This is a genomic window from Bacillus sp. FSL K6-1005, assembly GCF_038000225.1.
Lineage (GTDB): Bacteria > Bacillota > Bacilli > Bacillales > Bacillaceae > Bacillus > Bacillus mojavensis.
On the sequence record NZ_JBBOBP010000001.1, the window covers coordinates 3,723,364 to 3,746,069 of the forward strand.

Sequence of the window (22,706 nt, forward strand, 5' to 3'; positions counted from 1 at the left end):
GAGCTTGCGTGAACAATCTCAACCTTATCTACAAGAGCACAAATCTGCTCTAAAGGATTTAGCACCATTCTGTGTAAAACAGCGGTTGCCGGGTATCGCAGGGCCAGTCCCTCCACCTCTCTTGATAAGGAAAATCTTTTTATGAAATTTTCTGATAGTATCTATTATTCACACATTTTTTGTTTCTGTCAACGATAGATTATTTCCACACATCATTGGCAATGTCGACCACATGACGGAGCTTCGCCCACTGCTGCTCCTCAGTCAAAAGGTTTCCTTCTTCTGTAGAAGCGAAACCGCACTGCGGGCTCAAGCAAAGCTGATCTAAGCTGACAAAGCGCGCAGCTTCATTGATTCGGCGCTTGACATCCTCTGGATCTTCAAGCTCTCCGTATTTGGATGTAATCAAGCCCAAGACAATCTGCAGATCCTTGCGTTTGACAAAGCGAAGCGGGTCAAAGTTTCCGGAACGGTCATCATCGTATTCCAGGAACAAGCCATCAAGGTTTAAACCGTCAAGAATCGTTTCCGCTACAGCGTCATAGCCTCCTGATGCGGCCCAAGTCGAGCGGAAGTTGCCGCGGCAGATGTGCATCGTAACCGTTAGGTCATCAGGACGGTCCGCCACTGCATCGTTAATTGTTTTGGCAAATAACGCAGGCAATGTTTCCGGATCACCGCCGAGGGCACGGACAACCTCTCTGCCTTTTTCTTCAAAGAAGAGAGACCAAGACGTATCATCGAGCTGAAGATAGCGGCAGCCCGCATCATAGAAAGCGGTAATCGCTTTTTTGTACGTCTGGGCCAGGTCATGAAAATATTCCTCCTGATCGGGATATACGCCTTGATCAGCTTTTTCACCGAAAAACAGCATATTCGGACTTGGAATCGTCAATTTTGCTGTCGCATCTCCGGCAATGCTGTGTAAAAATTGATAATCGGCAAGCGCCGGATGGCTGGTGAAATCCAGTTTTCCTGTGACTTTAATGCTGCGGGCTTTTGTTTTCGCATGATGGAATTGAATCCCTTCGGCTGGAATGAAGGGCTCTACACCATCAAGCCCTTCAAGAAAATCGTAATGCCACCAAGAACGGCGGAACTCTCCGTCGGTTACGACGTTTAGGCCGATTTCCTTTTGCTTTTCGACAATGCGGGTGATTTCTTTATTTTCAATATCGCGAAGCTGTTCTGCCGTGATCTCGCCGGCCGCTTGATTTTGCCGCGCCTCTTTTACTGGTGCGGATCGTAATAAACTGCCGACATGATCAGCGCGGAAAGGAGCTTTCTTCTGTTTATCTGATTTCTGTGCTGCAAGGTTTACTTGTTGAGCCATATCATTCGCCTCTTTTCTGAAATGTTTGCTGCATGAAAAAAGCTCTTCCTTTGTGTAAGGAAGAGCTTGAACGATCAAATCTCTGCCTCATCTGCAAGAACGCGATGTTCTTAAGGATTTAGCACCATTCTGTGTAAAACAGCGGTTGCCGGGTATCATAGGGCCAGTCCCTCCACCTCTCTTGATAAGGTAAATCTTCATATTGAGTTTTCAATTATCTTAATATTATTATTTTTGCATGAATTGTCAACAGTTTTTTAGAAGTTTGGCTTATCTTCATCGTCAACCCATACCATATCCAGCACAATCGCGATGGCTGTGCAAATCAGCACATCTTCCCCATGTGCAATCTGCAGGCGATACGTATCACCCCAGCTGAGCCGCTTTTTGCTGACAGATATTCGCCCATTCTGGCCGTCCGTCAGCTAAAATTTGTCCTTCCATCAATCACCGTCGGTTTCCCAGTTCAGTTGTTAATTTCAAATTTCGGTTTGAATAATGTTAATTTCTTCGTCACCTCACAAACCGTTTCTCCCCCGATAGAAATATCATAACGGGGTAAAAAAGACATGGGCTTCTGCTCAATGGAAGCGAGCGTTTCTCCAGAGGAATCTGATATGTGTAACGAGTCTCCGAATGAAAACAAACGGCCCTCCACCTTGAATTTCTCTTGTTCATTCTGACCGTAAATGTGTTAAACGAAAAGATCCGTTGTTTTCATCAATCATTCGATCATTACTGAAGTCTAGTTTCAGGAATAACGAAAAGGCTGCATATCTGCAGCCTTTTCATTTATAAGGTATGTCTTAGGAAAGGTGCATCCGGCGTTTTTGGCGGATGGCGTCAAGGTCGATTAGGTTGTTATGATGAGGAACGGGTGCAGGCAGAGGGCTTGTCTTTTGCGGTTTTCGTCTATTGTCTTTGCTGAACGAAAAGAGAAGATAGCCACATAATGCGATGATAATAAATAAGATCATTTTACATACCTCCCAAAAAAAGTTTTGGTATTCTCTATTGTACGGATAAAACGTCTAAAAGTATTCAAAAAATTCCAAATCTAATAAAAATAAATGCGTGTCCCTCAAAATTCCTTTTCGTCGATGACCTGAAAATAGTCTTGCATTAAGCTGGTGTTTTTTCTTTTGATTGGTTCTATAGTTACTATCGACGTTAAAATGAATTCCTTTATATAACTTTTAACCTAAATTTCTGTAATTCAAATTAACTATATATGGATAATGTGTTCTTCTTTGTTTGATATATACCCTATTTTGAGGAATTGAACACAAAAAACCCAAATTACGGAGCATTTGGGCGGGAATTTGGAATGGATGCCTGATTTGAGGGGAGTCCGGGGATGGGTCAGAAAAAGCGTTTGAACATTCTTCTTATTTTTTTAAATGGGTTTGATCGTTTTGTTTGCATTTTGAGCGGGCGCGAAATCATCCATTTTTTGAACAGGCTTTTTGCGGCAATTGTATTCTTCATCTTTGCATTTCCTCCTCATCCGTTGATAGTCTTTTTACGGACAGAGCTTTTAAAATGTTTCATTTTCACGCAAAAAACCAGTCCTTTTTCGGACTGGTTTTTCAGCTTACGCCTGTTCTTCAAACAGCTTTGCAATTTCAACGATAACGTTTACGGCTTTGACCATGTTGTCGGCAGAGATGTATTCAAATTTGCCATGGAAGTTTTCCCCGCCGGTAAAGATGTTCGGCGTCGGGAGTCCCATGTAAGAAAGCTGCGAGCCGTCCGTGCCGCCGCGGATTGGAGAGATTTTCGGTTCGATGCCGAGGTTTTCCATTGCTTGTTTGGCAATGTGGACGATTTCGATGACAGGCTCAATTTTTTCTCTCATGTTGTAGTATTGATCGTTCATATCAAGCTGTATGCGGTTTTGTCCGTATTCGTTTTGGAGCTCTTCAACAATGCGCTGCATGGTTTCTTTTCTGTTTTGGAAGATGTCTTTGTCAAAGTCTCTGATAATGTAGTTGAGCCTGGTCTCTTCTACGTCTCCCTGAATGGACAGCAGGTGGTAGAAGCCTTCGTAGCCCTCTGTATATTCAGGTGCCTCATCTGCCGGCAGCATGCTGTTCAGCTTCATTGCGATTTTTGCAGAGTTGATCATTTTGCCTTTTGCCGTGCCGGGATGTACATTGTTGCCTTTAATTGTGATTTTCGCCGCGGCAGCATTGAAGCTTTCATATTCAAGCTCACCGAGCGGGCCGCCATCAACGGTATAGGCAAAGGAGGCATTGAATCGCTCAACATCAAATTTGTGCGGGCCCCTGCCGATTTCTTCATCAGGTGTAAATGCAACTCTAATGGTGCCGTGCTTGATTTCAGGGTGTTTGATGAGATAATCCATGGCAGTCATGATTTCAGCGATACCAGCCTTATTGTCAGCGCCAAGAAGGGTTGTGCCGTCTGTGGTGATCAGAGTGTGTCCTTTGTAGCCCGACAGCTCAGGGAATTGATCAGGCGATAGGATGACCTGAAGCTTTTCATTGAGCGTGATGTCTTTTCCATCGTAGCTTTCAACGATTTGCGGATTGACATTTTTGCCGGTAAAATCTGTGGCGGTATCGACGTGGGCGAGAAAGCCGATTGTCGGCACATCTTTGTCAGTATTGGAAGGAAGAGTCGCCATGACATAGCCGTTTTCATCAATGGCTGCGTCTTCTATGCCGATTGACTTTAATTCCTCAACAAGCATGTTTCCTAACGTCAATTGGCCGGGTGTGGATGGGCAGGTGTCGACTGATTCATCTGACTGCGTGTCGACCTTTACGTATGTAGTAAACCGTTCAATGATGTCTTCTTTCATTTCCAATCATCTCCTTTGTCTTATTCTATCATGCTGTGATGAGAGATTTCTATTTCACAATGCCGTTTCGAATGGCAAAAACGACTGCCTGTGTCCGGTCTTGGGCATTGCATTTTTGCAGAATTCGATGCACGTGGGTTTTGACGGTGCTTTCGCTGATAAAAAGCTTGTCGGCAATATCCTCATTTCTCAAGCCATAGGCCATTTGCTGAAGAACCTCAAGCTCTCTTTTGGTAAATGGCTCTGCCAGCTCTTCAGCATGAGGCTGTTGCTTTGCGCGGAATGTCTCAGTGATGATTTTAGCGGCTGTGACTGTGCGGAAAATCGCTTTGCCTCTGAAGGCAGCCCGAATGGCGTCTATCAGTTCTTCAGGAAGCGTGTCCTTCAGCAGGTAACCGACTGCGCCTGCAGTTTCCCGGGCTTTACAGTTCTTTCCCGGTACATCGATATAATAATAAGAATAAATACAATAAAAATATATGGGCAGTTCTATAAAAAATAAAAGGGCATATTCTCGCTGAAAAATCTACCGAATTAATCGCAAGGGTTTAAGATGAAATATGAAGAAATCATTAATAAACGATTAAACTTCTTGAAAATGGATGTAGAGAGCTTCTGAAAACTTTATAATAATAAGCAATACATTCTTTAGGAGGGTTTACATCATGGCAATACTTGTTACAGGCGGCGCCGGATACATCGGAAGTCACACATGTGTGGAGTTATTGAACAGCGGCTATGAGATTGTCGTACTTGATAATCTGTCCAACAGCTCAGCTGAGGCGCTGAATCGCGTCAAGGAGATTACGGGAAAAGAGTTAACGTTCTATGAAGCGGATCTATTGGATCGGGAAGCGGTAGATTCGGTTTTTGCTGAAAATGAAATTGAAGCTGTGATTCATTTTGCGGGATTAAAAGCAGTCGGTGAATCTGTTGCGATTCCACTCAAATATTATCATAACAACCTCACGGGAACGTTTATATTATGTGAGGTCATGGAGAAATACGGCGTCAAGAAAATCGTGTTCAGTTCATCTGCAACAGTATACGGCGTTCCGGAAACATCACCGATTACGGAGGACTTTCCATTAGGCGCGACAAATCCTTATGGACAGACGAAGCTCATGCTTGAACAAATATTGCGTGACTTGCATACGGCCGACAACGAGTGGAGTGTTGCCCTGCTCCGCTACTTCAATCCGTTCGGCGCACATCCAAGCGGACGAATCGGTGAAGATCCGAATGGCATCCCAAATAACCTCATGCCATATGTGGCGCAGGTAGCCGTCGGCAAGCTGGAGCAATTAAGCGTATTCGGAAATGATTATCCGACAAAAGACGGGACAGGCGTGCGCGATTATATTCACGTCGTCGATCTCGCAGAAGGCCACGTCAAAGCGCTTGAAAAAGTATTGAACTCCACTGGAGCAGATGCATACAACCTCGGAACAGGCACAGGCTACAGTGTGCTTGAAATGGTCAAAGCCTTTGAAAAAGTGTCAGGGAAAGAGGTTCCGTACCGTTTTGCGGACCGCCGTCCTGGAGACATCGCCACCTGCTTCGCAGATCCTGCAAAAGCCAAGCAAGAGCTGGGCTGGGAAGCAAAAAGAGGCCTTGAGGAAATGTGTGCCGATTCTTGGAGATGGCAGTCTTCTAATGTGAATGGGTATAAGAATCAGGAATAAGAATGGAGGCCTTCTCAACAGAGAAGGCCTTTTTTCTAAAAAAGGGTGCCTTCGCAGGCACCCTTTTCAGCTACTATTTGATTTTTACAATAACATCATTACTGAATTTAAGTTTCCAAGTTCCTTTAGAGTAAGCATCCTTGTCCACTTCGAATACTTCAACATTGGTTACTTTAATATTTGGATTTAGATCACTTAAAATTTTTGAATCATCGATTTTAGTTTCTGCCGCATAGTTAGAAGATGCATCTATGTCAGCATCATATGATGTATCAGTGGAATCTACAAGTTTAACAGTAGGAATTGAAAAAGAGCTTATAGGCTTTTTAGACACGTTTTTTACTGTGTATTGTACAGCAACTAAAATACCGCCGTCAGACGCCTTTTTGTTTAGGAACTCGTTACCAACTGAATCTCGTTTTTCTACCTTCGTAACTGTCACTTCAGTTTTCTCAGTCTTAACAGTATCACCGATATTGTATGTTTTTTCAGTTTCTGCTTTGCTGTTGCTTGATGTTTTGGAAGTGGCTTCTGAACCGCCTCCGCCGCCAATGTTAGCAATAATAATGATGACAACAACGGCGAGAATAAACGTAATAATTTTATGTCTCATAAAAAAGTTACGCTGATCCTTACCACAGTTAGGACATTTTTTTACACCTTTTGCAATTTCTTGACCGCAAGCTTTACAAGGGACTAGTTTTCCTGCCATTATATTTCCTCCTATGTCATTAAATACACAAAACATATGTACTATAATGCCTATATTATTTCACTTAGTCAATACAAAATTATGAATTTATTATATTATTTAGCATTCATAGTTATATTTTCTTGTGAAAATACATGCTTATTTTCTTATCGTCTATATCACACATATGTTAATAGCTAATTTGTATTTTCTTGAATTTTCACTTGCAACTAAATCTCCGCAAATACCCCTTGAACCAATTTGCTCAGTCCCTTATAATGCTAATATTGGAAAGTGAAAAAGATATGCTAAAACATTGGTTTTCTAGGGTTCCGCAATGCATATTGGCCTGTGACCGAGAGAAAACACATAACAGCCTGGCTGTTATGACACGGTGGGATAAAAGCCCAGGAGTTTCTGCTCTTTTGCGAGAGCGTACTCCTGGGTTTTTTTGTTGATACGATCTGAAGGAGGAGTTTGTGATGAAAAAGAAAATGCTTGATGTGCTGATGCTTGTGATTGGCGCTTTTTTCTTCGCGCTTGCTGTGAATTTATTCGCGATTCCCAATGACCTTGGGGAAGGCGGCGTTACGGGGATTACGCTGATTTTGTACTATGTGTTTCAATGGTCTCCCGGGGTGACAAACTTTATATTAAACGCTTTTCTGCTATTGATCGGATATAAATTTCTCGACGGGAAAACTACGGTTTATACGATTATCGCCGTGGCAGCAAACTCGCTTTTTCTGCATTTGACACACGGGTGGAGCACACCGTCTGATGAGCTGATCATTAACACGATTTTCGCAGGCGTGTTTGCGGGTGTCGGGATCGGCATGATCATTCGGGTCGGCGGCACAACAGCCGGTTCCGCCATTCTGGCCAGAATCGCCAATAAATATTTAGATTGGAATATCAGTTACGCGCTGCTCTTTTTTGATTTAATTGTCGTCTTCAGCTCTTATTTTATTATTGGTGTGGAAAACATGATGTTTACGATTGTGATGCTGTATATCGGAACGAAAGTGATGGACTTTATTATTGAAGGACTGAATACAAAAAAAGCAATTACTGTCATTTCGGAAAATAAAGGTGAAATTGCCGAGCAGGTCAATACGCTGATGGACCGGGGCGTCACCATTTTATCAGGTAAGGGAAACTATACCGGCCAGTCAAAAGAGATTTTGTACATCGTCATTAACAAACAGGAGCTTTCTATGCTGAAGAAAATCATCAGAAGCTGTGATAAAAAAGCGTTTGTGATTGTCCATGACGTGCGCGATGTGTTTGGTGAAGGGTTTGTGGATATTTCAAAATAAGGGGGTCCCTCTGCGCATCTGCAGAGGGATTTATTTGTTTAGAACGGATATGTGCGGTATTGTTTCTGCATTCGTCTCAGTTCATGCATATCCTCTATTGCCGTTGAAGCAAGGCTGTAAACGAAAGAGGGCCGTCTTATGTGAAAAAGAAGCTGGAGAACATGTGTATTTCGCCTTATACTGAAAATACATATCCTTACATAGGAGAGGAGACCATATGAAGTCGCTGCTGGCTATTTATCCCGGTTCGATTGTGTCTGACAAGCTTTGTACAATGGAAGACTGTCTATGTTTTTTTGATGAAAACAGTCAGAAATATATCTCGATCCCAAAAACGGAGATCAGCCAAAAGGAGACGTTGCTGCTCCAGTCATTTTTAACGCTAGCGGAAGAGGCGGATCACATGTCTCTCAAATCGCCGGAAGAAAACAAGTGGTTTGCGTTTCTATTCTCGAAAGGAGAAGTGCCGCCGAATATCAAGAAGAGGACAAGGTTCATTCATTTTCATTTGATCGGCAAAACTGAACGGGCATCATTTGCGGAAGCGATGCGCCATTTTTGGCCGGTGTCTTTTGTGATCGTTTGGATGCATGAGGACAGAGGCGTGATTGTCGAGCAGGAAAGTGAAGCGGCAGCGGGGAAAGACGAACTGGAGTCGCTCGCCAGGGTTCTTGAAAGTGATTTCTACTTCAGTGTCCGTTTTTACGCCGGAAGGTTTTATGAAACAGATGAGCGCTTACGAAAACATTATGCCCGTGAACAAACGTATTTTCTATTTGCTGAAAAGCGGCTGCCGCAGGTTCAGAGTGTCACGTTTGATATCATGTTCCCTTTTTTATTATTGGAAGAAGAAAAGGGACGGCTGAAATCACTGCTTTGTGAAGAAGCCGAGCTATTATTTGTAAATGAACCTGAGCTGAGAAACACGATCAAGCTGTTTATTGAAAACAACTCAAACGTGACACTAACAGCGAAAAAACTGCATCTGCACCGCAACAGCCTGCAGTACCGGATTGATAAATTTATCGAGCGGTCAGGAATAGATATTAAAACGTATACAGGCGCTCTGCTTGCGTATTTTATCTGCCTGCAAAGCGAAGGTTCAGAATAAACTGGAAATATGCACGAAAACGGCCGTGTGATTTTATGAATGCTGCCCATTTCAGTGTTGGATAAATGCTGATACACTTGATTTAAGAAAGCGTTTACAATACTAAAGGGGGATGTTAGATGGCTGAATTGCGGATGGAGCACATTTATAAATTTTATGATCAGAAGGAAGCGGCGGTAGACGACTTTAATCTTCACATAGCGGATAAGGAATTTATCGTATTTGTCGGCCCGTCCGGCTGCGGTAAATCAACAACACTGCGGATGGTCGCAGGACTTGAGGAAATTTCGAAGGGTGATTTTTATATTGAAGGAAAACGGGTAAATGATGTGGCGCCAAAGGACAGGGATATCGCGATGGTGTTCCAAAACTACGCGCTCTATCCGCATATGACGGTATACGATAATATCGCCTTCGGGCTGAAGCTCCGCAAAATGCCGAAGCCTGAAATTAAAAAAAGAGTGGAGGAAGCCGCTAAAATTCTCGGGCTGGAAGAATATTTGCAACGCAAGCCGAAAGCGCTCTCAGGCGGGCAGAGACAGCGGGTTGCGCTGGGAAGGGCGATCGTGCGGGATGCAAAGGTATTTCTGATGGATGAGCCTTTGTCGAATCTGGATGCAAAGCTTCGGGTGCAAATGAGAGCGGAAATCATTAAACTCCACCAGAGACTGCAAACCACCACGATTTACGTCACGCATGATCAGACAGAAGCATTGACGATGGCGACTCGAATTGTGGTCATGAAGGACGGCAAAATTCAGCAGATCGGGACGCCGAAGGATGTTTACGAATTCCCTGAAAATGTATTCGTGGGCGGTTTTATCGGATCACCAGCCATGAACTTTTTCAAAGGAAAGCTGTCTGACGGCACAATCAAAATCGGTTCCTCCGTGTTGAGCGTGCCGGAGGGGAAAATGAAGGTGCTTCGTGAAAAGGGCTACATTGGCAAAGAAGTCATTTTCGGCATCCGCCCTGAGGATATTCATGATGAACTGATTGTCGTGGAATCGTATAAGAGCTCTTCAATTAAAGCGAAAATCAATGTCGCGGAGCTTCTGGGATCTGAGATTATGATTTATTCGCAAATTGATAACCAAGACTTTATTGCGAGGATCGATGCCCGTCTCGATATTCAGTCAGGTGATGAGCTGACAGTTGCGTTTGATATGAATAAAGGCCATTTCTTTGATAGCGAAACAGAAATCAGAATTCGTTAAGCTGGAGAACCGGACATGGAGAGATGTCCGGTTTTTTGCATGCCCTCTCTCTTTCAAGGTTTACAGCAAAAACCGCGGCGGGTAGTGGTTTGTAGAAAGGAGAGATCGAGATGTGGAATGCGGCGATGTGGGGCGGTATTTCCGGCTCTGCTGTTTTGCTGGGCGCGCTGGCGTCGATGTTTCTTCCGATTCGCAAGCGTATCATCGGTTATATCATGGCTTTTGGCACAGGGGTATTAATCGGCGCTGCCGCCTATGAACTTCTTGAGGACGCGGTGAAGGATGGCGGAATGGTCTCGACAGGCGCCGGATTTATAGCAGGAGCTGTCGTGTTTACCCTTTTTGACTACGCGGTTTCGAAAAGAGGCGCGTCACAAAGAAAAAGGTCGGGACAAGCAGCTGCAGGCGGCGGGGGGATCGCAATTTTTATCGGCACCATCATGGATGCTGTCCCCGAGTCTATTATGATTGGAGCCAGTCTTCTTGAGGAACAATCCGTCAGTTTCCTTTTGGTGGTCGCGATTTTTATCAGCAATATACCTGAAGGGCTGTCCAGCACGGCCGGCATGAAGAACAGCGGATATTCAAAGGCGAAAATCTTGCTGCTTTGGGCGGCGGTACTGATGATTTCTATTTTTGCCTCATGGTCAGGATATTACTTCCTCGATGATGCTCCTGAGGAGATGATGTCGGCAATCGCCGCTTTTGCGGGCGGAGGAATCATCGCAATGATTGCATCCACGATGATGCCCGAGGCATATGAAGACAGCGGTCCGATGACAGGGTTAATGGCTGCTCTTGGTCTTTTAACGTCTTTGATTTTGAATCAGTTTTCCTAATCTGCACCGGACATGGCTACATGTCTGGTTTTTTCACTTGAAAATCCCGCAAATCAACCGATGAAAAGGAGGAAGAAATAGACAGAAAGCAGGAAAACAATGAAACGATTTATCTTAAGCATCTTTCTTTTGGGCAGCTGTTTGTCTCTTGCCGCTTGCGCTGAAAAAGAAGCAAATGCGGAGCAGCAGATGCCAAAAGCGGAACAAAAGAAACCGGAAGAAAAGACAGTACATGTGCAGAAAAAAGAAGATGATACATCCGCATGGATCAAAACAGAGAAACCGGCAAAGCTGCCGATTTTGATGTACCACAGCATCTCTTCGGGCAACAGCCTCCGTGTGCCAAAGAAAGAATTTGAGGCACATATGAAATGGCTGCACGATAACGGCTACCAGACATTAACCCCAAAAGAGGCGTATCTCATGCTGACTCAGGACAAGAAGCCGAGTGAGAAATGTGTGCTGATCACGTTTGATGACGGATACACCGATAATTACAAAGACGCGTATCCGGTATTAAAGAAGTACGGCATGAAGGCGACGATTTTTATGATCGGCAAATCAATTGGACATAAACATCATCTGACAGAGGATCAAATGAAAGAAATGGCGCAGCATGGCATATCGATTGAAAGCCATACGATTGACCACCTTGAGCTGAACGGTTTAACACCAGAACAGCAATATAGCGAAATGGCAGATTCAAAAAAACTGTTTGATAGGATGTTCAATCAGCAAACGGCCATCATCAGCTATCCGGTTGGGCGCTACAACGAAGATACGCTGAAGGCCGCTGAAGAAACCGGTTATCAAATGGGAGTGACGACTGAACCTGGTGCAGCCTCCAGAGATCAGGGGATGTACGCCCTCCATCGCGTACGTGTATCCCCGGGAATGTCAGGGGCGTCATTTGGCGCGTACATCGAGTCGATGAAATAAAAAATGGCGGCGATTAATCGCCGCCGCCCCCTCCGCCGTCACAGCCGGAATCCCCGAAACCTCCGTCACAGCCGCATCCATCATGGCGGGAATCACCATCGGAAAATCCGAAAAAACCGCTGTCCGCCCGCTGGCGTCCTTTGGTTTCTGAATCAGATGATCGAGCCGATTGATAAATGACGATCATTCCGAAGATCAAAGCAATAAGAATAACAATCATATGGCTCCCCCCTTAAACAATGATTTTTCATACGTTTTAAAATCTGAAAAGTTTCACTTGAGGGAGACAGATTCTTTCAGCCGATCTCTCAGCCAGCGCTTGACCATGCCGTGTCCTTTGTTGGAAAGCAATGCGCTGACACGCCAATACATAGGTGGATGAGGAGAAAACTGAAAGTCTATGATTCTGAAAAGCCAGCTGTTATCCCGGATGAGAGAGTTCACCTTAACTTCATCTTCATCTATATCAGAGCTGTAGGTGTTTTGTTTTTGCAGAGCTTCATCCTGACGAACCGCCAGGATCTTTAAGGATTCAGCCATCTGCCTGTATCCGCCCTCCAGCAGTGAAGCGCCAAGGTGATCGGCGCGCACCTCCATCCATTGGGAACAAAATGACTGATAAAGCTGGAATAGAATGATGATTCCCATGATTAGCGCCCAAAGTGCGATTTTGTAAGCGCCGGGATGGGCGATGTAATGCTCAAGTAAAAGAATGATCCCGATGACTGCCCCAAGATAAAGAAAGCGCAACAGCTGCATGGACAGCACATCACGTTTTTTAATATGAACAGCTTCATGGGCAAGAATACCCTCAATGACATGCGGCGGAAGGGTTAATGTAGCGCTTGTCAGAATCACCATTGATCTTCCTACATTCATTCCGACTGCCATGCCGTTATATTCATCACTATCCGTTTCATATATCTCCACATGCGCAATGCCTGCTTTTCTAAACATCTTATCTGCCGCTGCCTGAACGTCTGAATTCAGACAAGGCCTGGCATCCATTGCTGTCCGCAGCACCCGGTCAGATAGATACATATTCAAAGCCCAGTACAACATCACGGCACCAGTCATGACCCAAGGTGAAGCGTGTAAGGCATATAAAGCGAGCACCAATATGGCGTAAGCAGATATCCCTTTTACGCTTGCGGCAAAATAAAGTTTACCTAAAAGCCTTTTCACATTTTTCCGATGATAAAGCGGCAGGACAGCAATAACCGTTTCCTCTTTGTTTTCTGAATCTAGAAATTCCCCGAGGATCGCTTTCCATTTTTCTGGTTCCTTCACGGTCAGATATAGTGTTTCGCCGGGAAGAGAGAGCCTTATGACTTGCTGAAAGCTTGTCGTCATATCGAGCCGGGATGAATACATTGTCAACAGCGGGTGAAGCTTTAATAGATCTGCCGTCGATTCAAGCCGGATGTCTTTCAGGTCTGAAAGCGGGTAGGTGCGGGTTTCATATCGTGAGCTGATATGCCATGTTTCTAAAGATGAAGAATAAAAGACTTTTACACTTAGAAAATGTAATATGCGTTTTACCAGTGCCGCGCCGCCCGAGATGAAACCGAACAGGATCACATATTTTAGAACGCTGGTGTCAGGCCCGTAAATGAAGAAAACAATAGCGCCCGCAAACACAATGACAGTCAGGGCAATATCCGAGAGGAGGCGTGTGTGGTCTCTTGCAAGCTCAATTTCCTGCCAATCGCCTGATGGCTTTTCAACACGGCTGGGGACAGTCAGATCCAATGCGGTCCAGTAGCTGGTGAACATCAATGCCAGAGAGACGATGCCGTCTATGAAAGACTGTTGAGAGAAGATAAAGCTAGCAGCACCGACCCAAAGAACAATATCAATCCAGAGTTCTAATGCCGGAAGAAGCTTTGCTGCAAGGGCTGATATCAGCTGAATGCCCAGCCCGAGAATGATAAAGAAAAAAAGACTGGTTCCCATAGGCATGCTAGAGTCCTTTCTATCATAATCTTTCCAACTACTACTATAGCATGCGGCGGGAATTTGTAAAAACACGGAAATGCAAAAAAGCAAGCTCTTTCGTCATACGAAGAACTTGCTTTCAGCCTATCAATAAAACTGGTGTAACAGCAATAACGTGAGGGACACTGTGATGGCCCCTCCAATTCTAGTGGACACCTGGGCAAAAGGCATCAGCTCAAGCCTTTCTGCGGCGCTTAATATCGCGACGTCACCGGTGCCTCCTTGCCCTGAATGGCACGCATTAATAATAGCTGTTTCAATCGGGTACATGTTCAGCCATTTTCCCGTGAAAAAGCCGACCGTCATCATTGTCACAACGACAGACAGAATCGTAATAATATTACTGAGATTAAAGGCGGCCACAAGCTTGTCCCATGGCGTCATGGACACGCCGATTGCAAAGAGCAGCGGATAGGTGACTGCCGTTGAAAAGAAGCGGGACACGCCAAACGCGCCGTTTTCAATTGAGGCAGGGACCAGTCTGAACAGCTTGATCAAAACAGCTAACAGCAGCATGGCAACAGGAGCAGGAAAACCGAAAAAGTCGTGGGCGAGCATACCGACCAAATACAAGGAGACGGCAAGAATTCCCCCGGACGCAAACAGAGAAAGGTTGAACATGTGCTGGCCGTTTTGCGATTCCTCCAGCGCAGGTGAATCTTCTGAACGGTCAACTTTACCGTTGCCGGTCCATTCCGGTTTTTTCTTGCCGATTCTGTTGAGCAGGCCCGCTAAAATGATTGCACATAGACTGCCGAGCATGATCGATGGAAGAACAAGTGCAAACGCTTCCCCTTGAGACATCGGCATGATATCGGAATAACCGATGGACAGAGGGATGGCGCCTTCTCCGACGCCGCCAGCCATAATAGGAATCACGACGTACAGAAGGGTGTGCTGAAATCCGAGGCCGAGCAATGTACCGACAGCCAGTCCCACAATGGCGGCCGCGACAGAACCGGCGATAAGCGGTATAAAAATTTTCATAAATGCTTTTACAAGTGTTTCTCTTTTCATGCCGAGGATGCTTCCGACAACAATTCCGGCAATAAACAAATAAAGAAAGTTTGAGTTTTCTGTAAACTCTGTGGTGGATTTGACAATATCATTTGGCAGCAGGTGATAGTAGACGACAGCAGATGGAATAAAAGTAGCAAGGATGGCCGGACCGCCGATAGAGCGCACAATCGGTATCGATTTTCCGATTTGGGCAAAGGTAAATCCGAAAAACGCCATGACGGCAATGGATGTCAAGATGTCGCTTTTTACATCGTGATGCAATACAAAAATAGTAATTAATATAAACAGCAGGGCATACACAGGAAGCGGTATAATGCCTATTTTTATATTCATAGCCTTCGCAAACCAATTCTCTTTTCGAACCCCTTCGTGAATTGTATCCGTTTGCATTTGCAATTGAGTTTGAAGCTCTCCCATTAAAAAACCTCCCCCTAATCTTGTTGCCAGTGAAATTGTTCACTATGTTAAGTATACTAAAAAATTGAAATTATTAATATATTAAAAATTTACTATTCAAACTTTTCTTTTTTATGATTCAGATGAAAAGAGACGTTCTGACTAAATTCCGGATGTGCCGGAGTGCCGAGAACCCAGTGCTGATGCCGGTCAAGCATTTTATTCGCAAGGAGCGAAGTGTTGATGTACGATAATAAAGGGTCATTTATCCTAGCGACCGCCATCAATCAGCAACAAAATAGACAATAATCCGTCACATAGCGCAGGACTTTTTAGGTATTTTGGGCTTTATTTTTGAAACAGATCGTTGTAAAGTACTTAATATGAACCATTTAGGGATCGTGCCATTCGTCAGTCTGGCAATCTTGAATCATATTTGACGACTTTTTGATGTATTTGTGAAATGTTGAGCATTATTTTTTTTCGTCTATTTTGTGAAATGCTGATCAAAGTTTTGGTTCTGCTTGTGAAGTAGTGAACAATATAACATTTTCAATCGGAAATGGAGGATAAAGCATGAGTGAATTAGTATTAGCCCGCATTCAATTTGCATCAACAACGTTGTTTCATTTCTTGTTTGTGCCAATGTCAATCGGGCTTGTGTTTATGGTTGCATTGATGGAGACTCTTTATCTTGTGAAGAAAAATGAGCTGTACCTCAAAATGGCGAAGTTTTGGGGACACTTGTTCTTAATAAATTTCGCAGTCGGTGTTGTTACGGGGATTTTGCAAGAATTCCAGTTTGGACTGAACTGGTCTGATTATTCCCGTTTTGTCGGAGATGTATTTGGCGCACCGCTTGCGATTGAAGCATTATTGGCGTTTTTCATGGAATCGATTTTTATCGGATTGTGGATTTTCGGCTGGGACCGCCTCCCTAAAAAAATTCACGCGCTCTGCATTTGGCTCGTGTCATTCGGAACGATTATGTCGTCCTTCTGGATTTTAACAGCGAACTCCTTTATGCAGGAGCCGGTCGGCTTTACGATCAAAAACGGCCGCGCGGAAATGAATGACTTTGGCGCGCTGTTGACAAATCCGCAGCTATGGGTTGAATTCCCGCACGTCATTTTCGGTGCGCTTGCCACCGGGGCCTTCTTTATCGCGGGTGTCAGTGCTTTTAAACTATTAAAGAAAAAAGAAGTGCCATTCTTTAAACAATCTTTCAAACTCGCAATGATTGTGGGTCTTTGTGCAGGCCTTGGCGTCTCCTTAAGCGGACACATGCAGGCTGAACACTTGATGGAATCACAGCCAATGAAAATGGCTGCCAGTGAAGGGCTTTGGGAAGACAGCGGCGACCCTGCTGCTTGGACGGCCTTTGCCACAATTGATACGAAAAATGAAAAGAGCTCAAATGAAATCAAAGTTCCATACGCATTGAGCTACCTGGCTTACCAAAAATTCAGCGGCAGTGTCAAGGGAATGAAAACACTTCAGGCAGAGTACGAAAAAGTGTATGGAAAAGGCGACTATATTCCGCCTGTCAAAACGACGTTCTGGAGCTTCCGTATTATGGTTGGAGCAGGTGTTGTCATGATTCTTGCTGCGTTAGGCGGCCTTTGGCTGAACCGCCGCAAAAAGCTGGAAAACAGCAAATGGTATTTGCGCATCATGATCGCATTGATTTCCTTCCCGTTTATTGCGAACTCCGCTGGCTGGATTATGACAGAAATCGGGCGTCAGCCTTGGACGGTCATGGGTTTGATGACAACGGCTCAATCCGTGTCGCCTAACGTAACGGCGGGCTCCCTGTTATTCTCAATCATCGCATTCGGTGTGATGTATATGATTTTGGGCGCATTGCTCGTCTTCTTGTTCATCCGTGAAATTAAAAAAGGCGCGGAGCATGATGATCATCATGATGTTCCTGTTTCAACAGATCCTTTTAGTCAGGAGGTATACCATGGCATCTCTTCATGATCTTTGGTTTATACTCGTTGCTGTATTGTTTATCGGTTTCTTCTTTTTGGAAGGCTTTGATTTCGGGGTCGGCATGGCGACCCGTTTTCTTGGCCATAATGAATTAGAGCGCAGAGTGCTGATCAACACGATCGGGCCGTTCTGGGACGCGAATGAAGTATGGCTTTTGACTGGTGCGGGTGCTATCTTCGCGGCGTTTCCAAACTGGTATGCAACGATGCTGAGCGGTTATTACATTCCGTTTGTCATTGTGCTGCTTGCATTAATGGGCCGCGGGGTCGCGTTTGAATTCCGCGGCAAGGTTGATCATTTAAAATGGGTAAAGGTTTGGGACTGGGTGGTTTTCTTCGGCAGTCTGATTCCTCCGTTTGTGCTTGGTGTGTTATTTACGACATTATTCCGCGGTATGCCGATTGATGCCGATATGAACATTCACGCGCATTTCTCTGATTATATAAATGTATATTCTGTACTTGGCGGCGTGACCGTAACACTTCTCTGCTTCCTGCATGGATTAATGTTCATCACGCTGCGTACGATTGGTGATTTGCAGCAGCGCGCCCGACAAATGGCGCAAAAGATAATGGGTATTGTTTTTGTGGCAGTGCTTGCTTTCGCGGCTCTTTCTGCTTATGAGACAGACATGTTTACACGCCGCGGCGAGATTACAATACCGCTTGTTGTTTTGATTGTCATCTGCTTTATGCTTGCAGCTTTATTCATCCGTAAGAGTAAAGACGGCTGGACATTTGCGATGACAGGCGCGGGTCTTGCTCTGACCATAGGAATGATTTTCATTTCGCTATTCCCTCGGGTGATGGTCAGCTCGATTCAAAGCGCGTTCGATTTAACAGTAGCTAACGCTTCTTCCGGTGATTATTCGCTTAAAGTCATGTCAATTGCAGCATTAACGCTATTGCCGTTTGTCATCGGCAGTCAGATCTGGAGCTATTATGTCTTCCGGAAGCGCGTCAGTCATAAGGAGCCTATGACTTATTAATGGGAAAAGACCTGTTTCGATATAAAGGAATGAAGCGGATTCTCACCGTGATTACTTGCTTAACGCTGATTCAGACAGCCGCTATTATCATGCAGGCAGAGTGGCTGAGTGAAGCTGTAACCGGACTGTTCAACGGGAAGAGCATTGCCTCCCTGTTTCCGGTGATCGGCTTTTTCCTCATCGCTTTTGTCGCGCGGCACGGGGTGACAGTGGCGCGTCAGAAACTCGTCTATCATTATGCCGCCCAGACGGGAGCTGATTTGAGAAAAAGCTTTCTCGATCAGCTGTTCCGTTTAGGCCCCCGCTTTGCAAAGAAAGAGGGGACGGGACAAATGGTGACGCTGGCGATGGAAGGCATCAGCCAGTTCCGCCGCTATCTTGAACTGTTTTTGCCGAAAATGGTCAGCATGGCGATTGTGCCTGCTGCGGTTGTCATCTACGTGTTTTTTCAGGATCGGACGTCGGCGATTATTTTAGTCGCGGCCCTGCCGATTCTGATTATATTTATGATTCTTCTTGGCCTTGTCGCACAGCGAAAAGCGGATCGCCAGTGGAAATCATATCAGACATTGTCCAACCATTTCGTTGATTCTCTTCGCGGATTGGAGACATTGCGTTTTTTAGGATTGAGCAAATCGCATAGCAAAAACATTTTCCACGTCAGTGAGCGGTATCGCAAAGCGACAATGAGTACACTGCGGGTGGCGTTTTTATCTTCATTTGCTCTCGACTTTTTCACGATGCTGTCTGTAGCGACAGTTGCTGTGTTTTTGGGACTGCGTTTGATTGACGGCGATATTTTGCTTGGCCCTGCATTAACGGCGCTTATCCTGGCACCTGAGTATTTTCTGTCGGTGAGGGAAGTGGGGAACGATTATCACGCAACGCTAAACGGGCAGGAGGCAGGCAAAACCATTCAAGAGATTTTGTCGCAGCCTGGCTTTAAAGAAGAGGCGCCTCTTCAGCTTGGGATGTGGTCCGATCAAGATGAGCTGAAGCTGTCAGGTGTGTCAGTTGGCCGGTCGGTGTCTAATATTGATCTGTCATTCAAAGGCAAGAAAAAAATCGGCATTATCGGTGCAAGCGGTGCCGGAAAATCAACATTAATTGATATCCTCGGCGGGTTTTTGGAGCCGGATAGCGGTGTTATTAATGTGAACGGTTCAAGCCGTTCGCACCTGCAGGACGGGAACTGGCAGAAAAACCTTCTCTATATTCCGCAGCATCCTTATATTTTTGATGATACGCTGGCGAACAATATCCGCTTTTATCACCCAAGCGCTTCTGCTGAAGAAACAGCCCGCGCTGCTGCCTCAGCGGGATTGACGGAGTTTGTAAACACCCTTCATGAAGGGTTGGAGGGACGGATCGGAGAAAGCGGCCGGGCGCTCAGCGGCGGTCAGGCTCAGCGTGTCGCGCTGGCCCGCGCCTTTTTGGGAAACCGGCCGATTCTGCTGCTGGATGAGCCGACCGCCCATCTGGATATCGAAACAGAATATGAAATAAAAGAAACGATGCTGGATTTATTTGATGATAAGCTTGTCTTTCTCGCGACACACCGCCTCCATTGGATGCTTGATATGGATGAAATGATCGTACTGGACGGAGGCAGGGTTGCAGAAATCGGGACTCACGATGAATTGCTGGCGAAAAACGGTGTGTACACCAAACTCGTGAAGGCACAACTGGGGGAAAGAGCATGAAGAAAGAAGAATGGATTCTGCCGTATATCAAGCAAAATGCCCGTCTGTTTGTTCTTGTTGTCTTTTTGGGCGCGGTGACGATTTTTTCCGCTGCTTTTCTCATGTTTACGTCAGGGTTTTTAATTTCAAAAGCGGCGACAAGACCGGAGAACATCCTGCTTATTTATGTCCCGATTGTCGCCGTTCGAACCTTTGGGATTGCCCGGTCTGTGTCACGCTATGTGGAGCGCCTGATCGGCCATCACATCATTTTGAAAATCGTGTCCGACATGCGCGTCCGCCTTTACAACATGCTTGAGCCGGGCGCTTTGATGCTGCGATCCCGTTTTCGCACGGGAGATATGCTCGGCATTTTGTCTGAGGATATTGAGCATTTGCAGGATGCCTTCTTGAAAACCATTTTCCCTGCCATCTCAGCCTTGCTTTTGTATGCTGTTTCAGTGATTGCGCTTGGTTTCTTCTCCTGGCCGTTTGCCATTTTGCTGGCGGTGTATCTGTTTGTTCTGGTTGTGCTGTTTCCGGTCGTGTCTTTGCTTGTGACGCGGGCGAAGAATGCCAAGCTGAAAAGCGGGCGGAATGTGCTGTACAGCCGTCTCACAGATGCCGTGATGGGTGTCAGCGACTGGATGTTCAGCGGACGCCGGCATGCTTTTATTGATTCCTATGAAAAAGAAGAAAATACGTGGTTTGAGCTGGAACGAAAAAAACATCGTTTTACTAGATGGCGGGATTTCGCCGCGCAATGCCTTGTCGCCGGCCTCATTTTGCTGATGCTGTTTTGGACGGCGGGGCAGCATACAAATGGCGAACTCGCCAGAACAATGATTGCAGCCTTTGTGCTTGTTGTGTTTCCGCTGACAGAAGCTTTTCTGCCGCTTTCTGATGCCTTGGGCGAAGTGCCGGGTTATCAGGATTCTATCAAAAGAATGAACAAGGTGGCTCCTCAGCCTGAGTCTTCACAAACAGAGTCTGCGGCTGACAGGCTTAATCTCAAAGATGTCACCTTGGTGTTTCGAGATGTGACGTTTTCTTATGACAACAGCAGCCAAGTATTGAACCATTTTTCCTTTACGCTGCGCCAAGGAGAAAAAATGGCGCTGCTCGGCCGGAGCGGATCAGGAAAATCAACGTCACTCGCATTAATTGAGGGCGCCTTGAAACCTGACTCAGGCTCGGTAACGTTAAACGGAGTGGAAACGGCGTTTTTAAAGGACCAGATTGCTGATGCGGTGGCTGTGTTAAATCAAAAGCCTCACTTGTTTGATACAAGCATTTTGAATAACATCAGGCTTGGAAACGGGAAGGCGAGCGACGAGGATGTGCGCCGCGCCGCAAAGCAGGTGAAGCTGCATGATTACATTGAGTCGCTGCCTGACGGGTATCATACTTCAGTTCAGGAAACCGGAATCCGTTTTTCAGGAGGAGAGCGGCAGCGGATCGCGCTCGCCCGGATTTTGCTGCAGGATACGCCGATCATTATACTTGATGAGCCTACAGTAGGCTTAGACCCTAGCACAGAACGCGAACTGATGGAGACCGTGTTTGAGGTGCTGAAAGGTAAAACGATTCTTTGGATTACACATCACTTGGCGGGAGTGGAAGCAGCCGATAAAATCGTCTTTCTGGAAAACGGAAAAACAGAAATGGAAGGAACGCACGAGGAACTGCTGGCGACGAACGAACGATATCGCCGTCTTTATCACCTCGACGTTCCTGTAAAATAGAAGACAGCCTTTGGGGCTGTCTTTTTTGTTTGAAAAGGAAGAAGTGCAGGAAAAATAAGAAGAGATAATAAGAGGAGGTATGGATATGAATGTTCCGATTTGGACGGAAGAGCATGTGAGGGCTGCGCTCCCTGAAAGAGATGCATCGAGCCATAAAGGTACGTACGGTACGGCTTTGCTGCTGGCGGGAAGCGATGACATGCCGGGCGCTGCGATTTTGGCCGGGCTTGGTGCCATGCGGAGCGGTCTCGGCAAGCTTGTTATCGGCACGTCTGAAAGCGTGATCCCGCTGATCGTTCCGGTTCTGCCGGAGGCCACGTATTGGCGTGACGGCTGGGAAAAAGCGGCGTGCTCACGGCTTGAAGAGACGTACCGGGCGATTGCGATCGGTTCGGGGCTTCCGCAAACAGAGAGAGTGCAGCAGGCCGTTGATCATGTACTTGAGAAGGACTGCCCTGTTATTTTGGATGCCGGAGCGCTGACAAAGCGCACGTATCCGAAACGGGAGGCACCCGTCATCCTCACGCCGCATCCAGGTGAGTTTTCCCGAATGACAGGGGTTCCGGTGAAAGACTTACAAAACAAAAGAGCGGAATATGCCAAGGAGTGGGCGGTTCAACTGCAAACGGTGATCGTGTTAAAAGGAAATCAAACCATCATCGCGTTTCCCGATGGTGACTGCTGGAGCAATCCGACCGGAAATGGGGCACTCGCCAAAGGAGGAACCGGCGACACGCTGACGGGAATGATATTGGGCATGCTTTGCTGCCACAAAGACCCGAAACATGCCGTATTAAATGCCGTATACTTGCACGGTGCATGCGCCGAGCTTTGGACTGACGAACACTCTGCTCATACGCTGCTCGCCCACGAGCTCTCTGACATGTTGCCTCGTGTATGGAAACGATTTGAATGAAAAAA

At 45.8% G+C, this 22,706-nt stretch carries 18 protein-coding genes, 4 pseudogenes and 3 riboswitches; of the genes and pseudogenes, 11 read left to right on the forward strand and 11 right to left on the reverse strand.

All coding sequences use genetic code 11. From position 1 onward, the window contains the following. Positions 1 to 21: 21 nt before the first annotated feature. Positions 22 to 131: riboswitch (SAM riboswitch) on the reverse strand. A gap of 68 nt (positions 132 to 199) precedes the next feature. The 7 genes and pseudogenes from NST16_RS19245 to NST16_RS20905 all read right to left on the reverse strand — a co-directional run. After that, the gene (locus tag NST16_RS19245) at positions 200 to 1,333 is read right to left on the reverse strand and encodes a 5-methyltetrahydropteroyltriglutamate--homocysteine S-methyltransferase (RefSeq protein WP_229148450.1); all 1,134 of its coding nucleotides are present in this window, start codon (positions 1,331 to 1,333) and stop codon (positions 200 to 202) included. Between the two features lie 84 nt (positions 1,334 to 1,417). Beyond that, positions 1,418 to 1,524: riboswitch (SAM riboswitch) on the reverse strand. Positions 1,525 to 1,590: 66 nt separating this feature from the next. Continuing rightward, positions 1,591 to 2,024, reverse strand: a pseudogene (locus NST16_RS19250) (LURP-one-related/scramblase family protein). A gap of 115 nt (positions 2,025 to 2,139) precedes the next feature. Next, positions 2,140 to 2,418, reverse strand: a pseudogene (locus NST16_RS19255) (hypothetical protein). 277 nt (positions 2,419 to 2,695) lie between these two features. Continuing rightward, positions 2,696 to 2,821, reverse strand: coding sequence for a hypothetical protein (locus tag NST16_RS19260; RefSeq protein ID WP_010332428.1), 126 nt, complete (start codon positions 2,819 to 2,821; stop codon positions 2,696 to 2,698). A gap of 106 nt (positions 2,822 to 2,927) precedes the next feature. Further along, entirely contained in the window at positions 2,928 to 4,160 is a 1,233-nt protein-coding gene (gene pepT / locus NST16_RS19265) for a peptidase T (RefSeq protein ID WP_326334153.1), read from the reverse strand. Positions 4,161 to 4,209: 49 nt separating this feature from the next. Then, a pseudogene (locus tag NST16_RS19270) lies at positions 4,210 to 4,569 on the reverse strand (response regulator transcription factor); the annotation flags it as partial. Continuing rightward, a pseudogene (locus tag NST16_RS20905) lies at positions 4,569 to 4,637 on the reverse strand (DUF1453 domain-containing protein); the annotation flags it as partial. The pseudogenes NST16_RS20905 and NST16_RS19270, both read right to left, overlap by 1 nt. A gap of 188 nt (positions 4,638 to 4,825) precedes the next feature. Between NST16_RS20905 and galE the strand changes: the two are divergent. Next, positions 4,826 to 5,845, forward strand: a complete 1,020-nt coding sequence (gene galE, locus NST16_RS19275) for a UDP-glucose 4-epimerase GalE (RefSeq protein WP_010332424.1) — start codon at positions 4,826 to 4,828, stop codon at positions 5,843 to 5,845. 73 nt (positions 5,846 to 5,918) lie between these two features. Here galE and NST16_RS19280 read toward each other — a convergent pair whose 3' ends face one another. After that, complete coding sequence (locus tag NST16_RS19280; protein WP_128568461.1) at positions 5,919 to 6,458, reverse strand: DUF4352 domain-containing protein; 540 nt, start codon at positions 6,456 to 6,458, stop codon at positions 5,919 to 5,921. A 391-nt stretch (positions 6,459 to 6,849) separates the two neighbouring features. Continuing rightward, positions 6,850 to 6,952, forward strand: a riboswitch (guanidine-I (ykkC/yxkD leader). 66 nt (positions 6,953 to 7,018) lie between these two features. On the opposite strand from NST16_RS19280, the gene NST16_RS19285 reads away from it, so the two are divergent. From NST16_RS19285 to NST16_RS19305, 5 genes are all read left to right on the forward strand, one after another. Then, on the forward strand, positions 7,019 to 7,855 hold the full coding sequence (locus tag NST16_RS19285; RefSeq protein WP_168749119.1) for a YitT family protein: 837 nt from the start codon (positions 7,019 to 7,021) through the stop codon (positions 7,853 to 7,855). 217 nt (positions 7,856 to 8,072) lie between these two features. Continuing rightward, the gene (locus tag NST16_RS19290; RefSeq protein WP_340888103.1) at positions 8,073 to 8,966 is read left to right on the forward strand and encodes a PucR family transcriptional regulator; all 894 of its coding nucleotides are present in this window, start codon (positions 8,073 to 8,075) and stop codon (positions 8,964 to 8,966) included. Positions 8,967 to 9,085: 119 nt separating this feature from the next. After that, a complete protein-coding gene (msmX, locus tag NST16_RS19295) occupies positions 9,086 to 10,183 on the forward strand; it encodes a maltodextrin ABC transporter ATP-binding protein MsmX (RefSeq protein ID WP_340888105.1) in 1,098 nt (365 codons plus the stop codon). A gap of 110 nt (positions 10,184 to 10,293) precedes the next feature. Beyond that, complete coding sequence (locus NST16_RS19300; RefSeq protein WP_150224117.1) at positions 10,294 to 11,022, forward strand: ZIP family metal transporter; 729 nt, start codon at positions 10,294 to 10,296, stop codon at positions 11,020 to 11,022. Positions 11,023 to 11,121: 99 nt separating this feature from the next. Next, positions 11,122 to 11,961: a polysaccharide deacetylase family protein gene (locus tag NST16_RS19305; RefSeq protein WP_010332418.1), complete on the forward strand. Its 840-nt coding sequence runs from the start codon at positions 11,122 to 11,124 to the stop codon at positions 11,959 to 11,961. A gap of 13 nt (positions 11,962 to 11,974) precedes the next feature. On the opposite strand, the gene NST16_RS19310 is transcribed toward NST16_RS19305, so the two are convergent. The 3 genes from NST16_RS19310 to cimH form a co-directional block, all read right to left on the reverse strand. Further along, entirely contained in the window at positions 11,975 to 12,178 is a 204-nt protein-coding gene (locus tag NST16_RS19310; protein WP_340888436.1) for a hypothetical protein, read from the reverse strand. A gap of 56 nt (positions 12,179 to 12,234) precedes the next feature. Next, the gene (locus tag NST16_RS19315) at positions 12,235 to 13,923 is read right to left on the reverse strand and encodes a M56 family metallopeptidase (RefSeq protein ID WP_340888109.1); all 1,689 of its coding nucleotides are present in this window, start codon (positions 13,921 to 13,923) and stop codon (positions 12,235 to 12,237) included. Positions 13,924 to 14,046: 123 nt separating this feature from the next. Next, positions 14,047 to 15,396, reverse strand: a complete 1,350-nt coding sequence (gene cimH / locus NST16_RS19320; protein WP_340888110.1) for a citrate/malate transporter CimH — start codon at positions 15,394 to 15,396, stop codon at positions 14,047 to 14,049. A 555-nt stretch (positions 15,397 to 15,951) separates the two neighbouring features. On the opposite strand from cimH, the gene cydA reads away from it, so the two are divergent. The 5 genes from cydA to NST16_RS19345 all read left to right on the forward strand — a co-directional run bounded on the left by cydA (position 15,952) and on the right by NST16_RS19345 (position 22,701). After that, a complete protein-coding gene (cydA, locus tag NST16_RS19325) occupies positions 15,952 to 17,358 on the forward strand; it encodes a cytochrome ubiquinol oxidase subunit I (protein WP_229148465.1) in 1,407 nt (468 codons plus the stop codon). After that, complete coding sequence (gene cydB / locus NST16_RS19330) at positions 17,342 to 18,358, forward strand: cytochrome d ubiquinol oxidase subunit II (RefSeq protein WP_010332412.1); 1,017 nt, start codon at positions 17,342 to 17,344, stop codon at positions 18,356 to 18,358. Before cydA ends, cydB begins: the two co-directional genes overlap by 17 nt. After that, on the forward strand, positions 18,358 to 20,061 hold the full coding sequence (gene cydD, locus NST16_RS19335; RefSeq protein WP_340888112.1) for a thiol reductant ABC exporter subunit CydD: 1,704 nt from the start codon (positions 18,358 to 18,360) through the stop codon (positions 20,059 to 20,061). Before cydB ends, cydD begins: the two co-directional genes overlap by 1 nt. Next, positions 20,058 to 21,785, forward strand: a complete 1,728-nt coding sequence (gene cydC, locus NST16_RS19340) for a thiol reductant ABC exporter subunit CydC (RefSeq protein ID WP_340888113.1) — start codon at positions 20,058 to 20,060, stop codon at positions 21,783 to 21,785. The genes cydD and cydC overlap by 4 nt, the downstream gene beginning before the upstream one ends. Before the next feature lie 85 nt (positions 21,786 to 21,870). Beyond that, positions 21,871 to 22,701, forward strand: coding sequence for an NAD(P)H-hydrate dehydratase (locus NST16_RS19345; protein ID WP_340888114.1), 831 nt, complete (start codon positions 21,871 to 21,873; stop codon positions 22,699 to 22,701). The last annotated feature ends 5 nt before the right edge of the window (positions 22,702 to 22,706 follow it).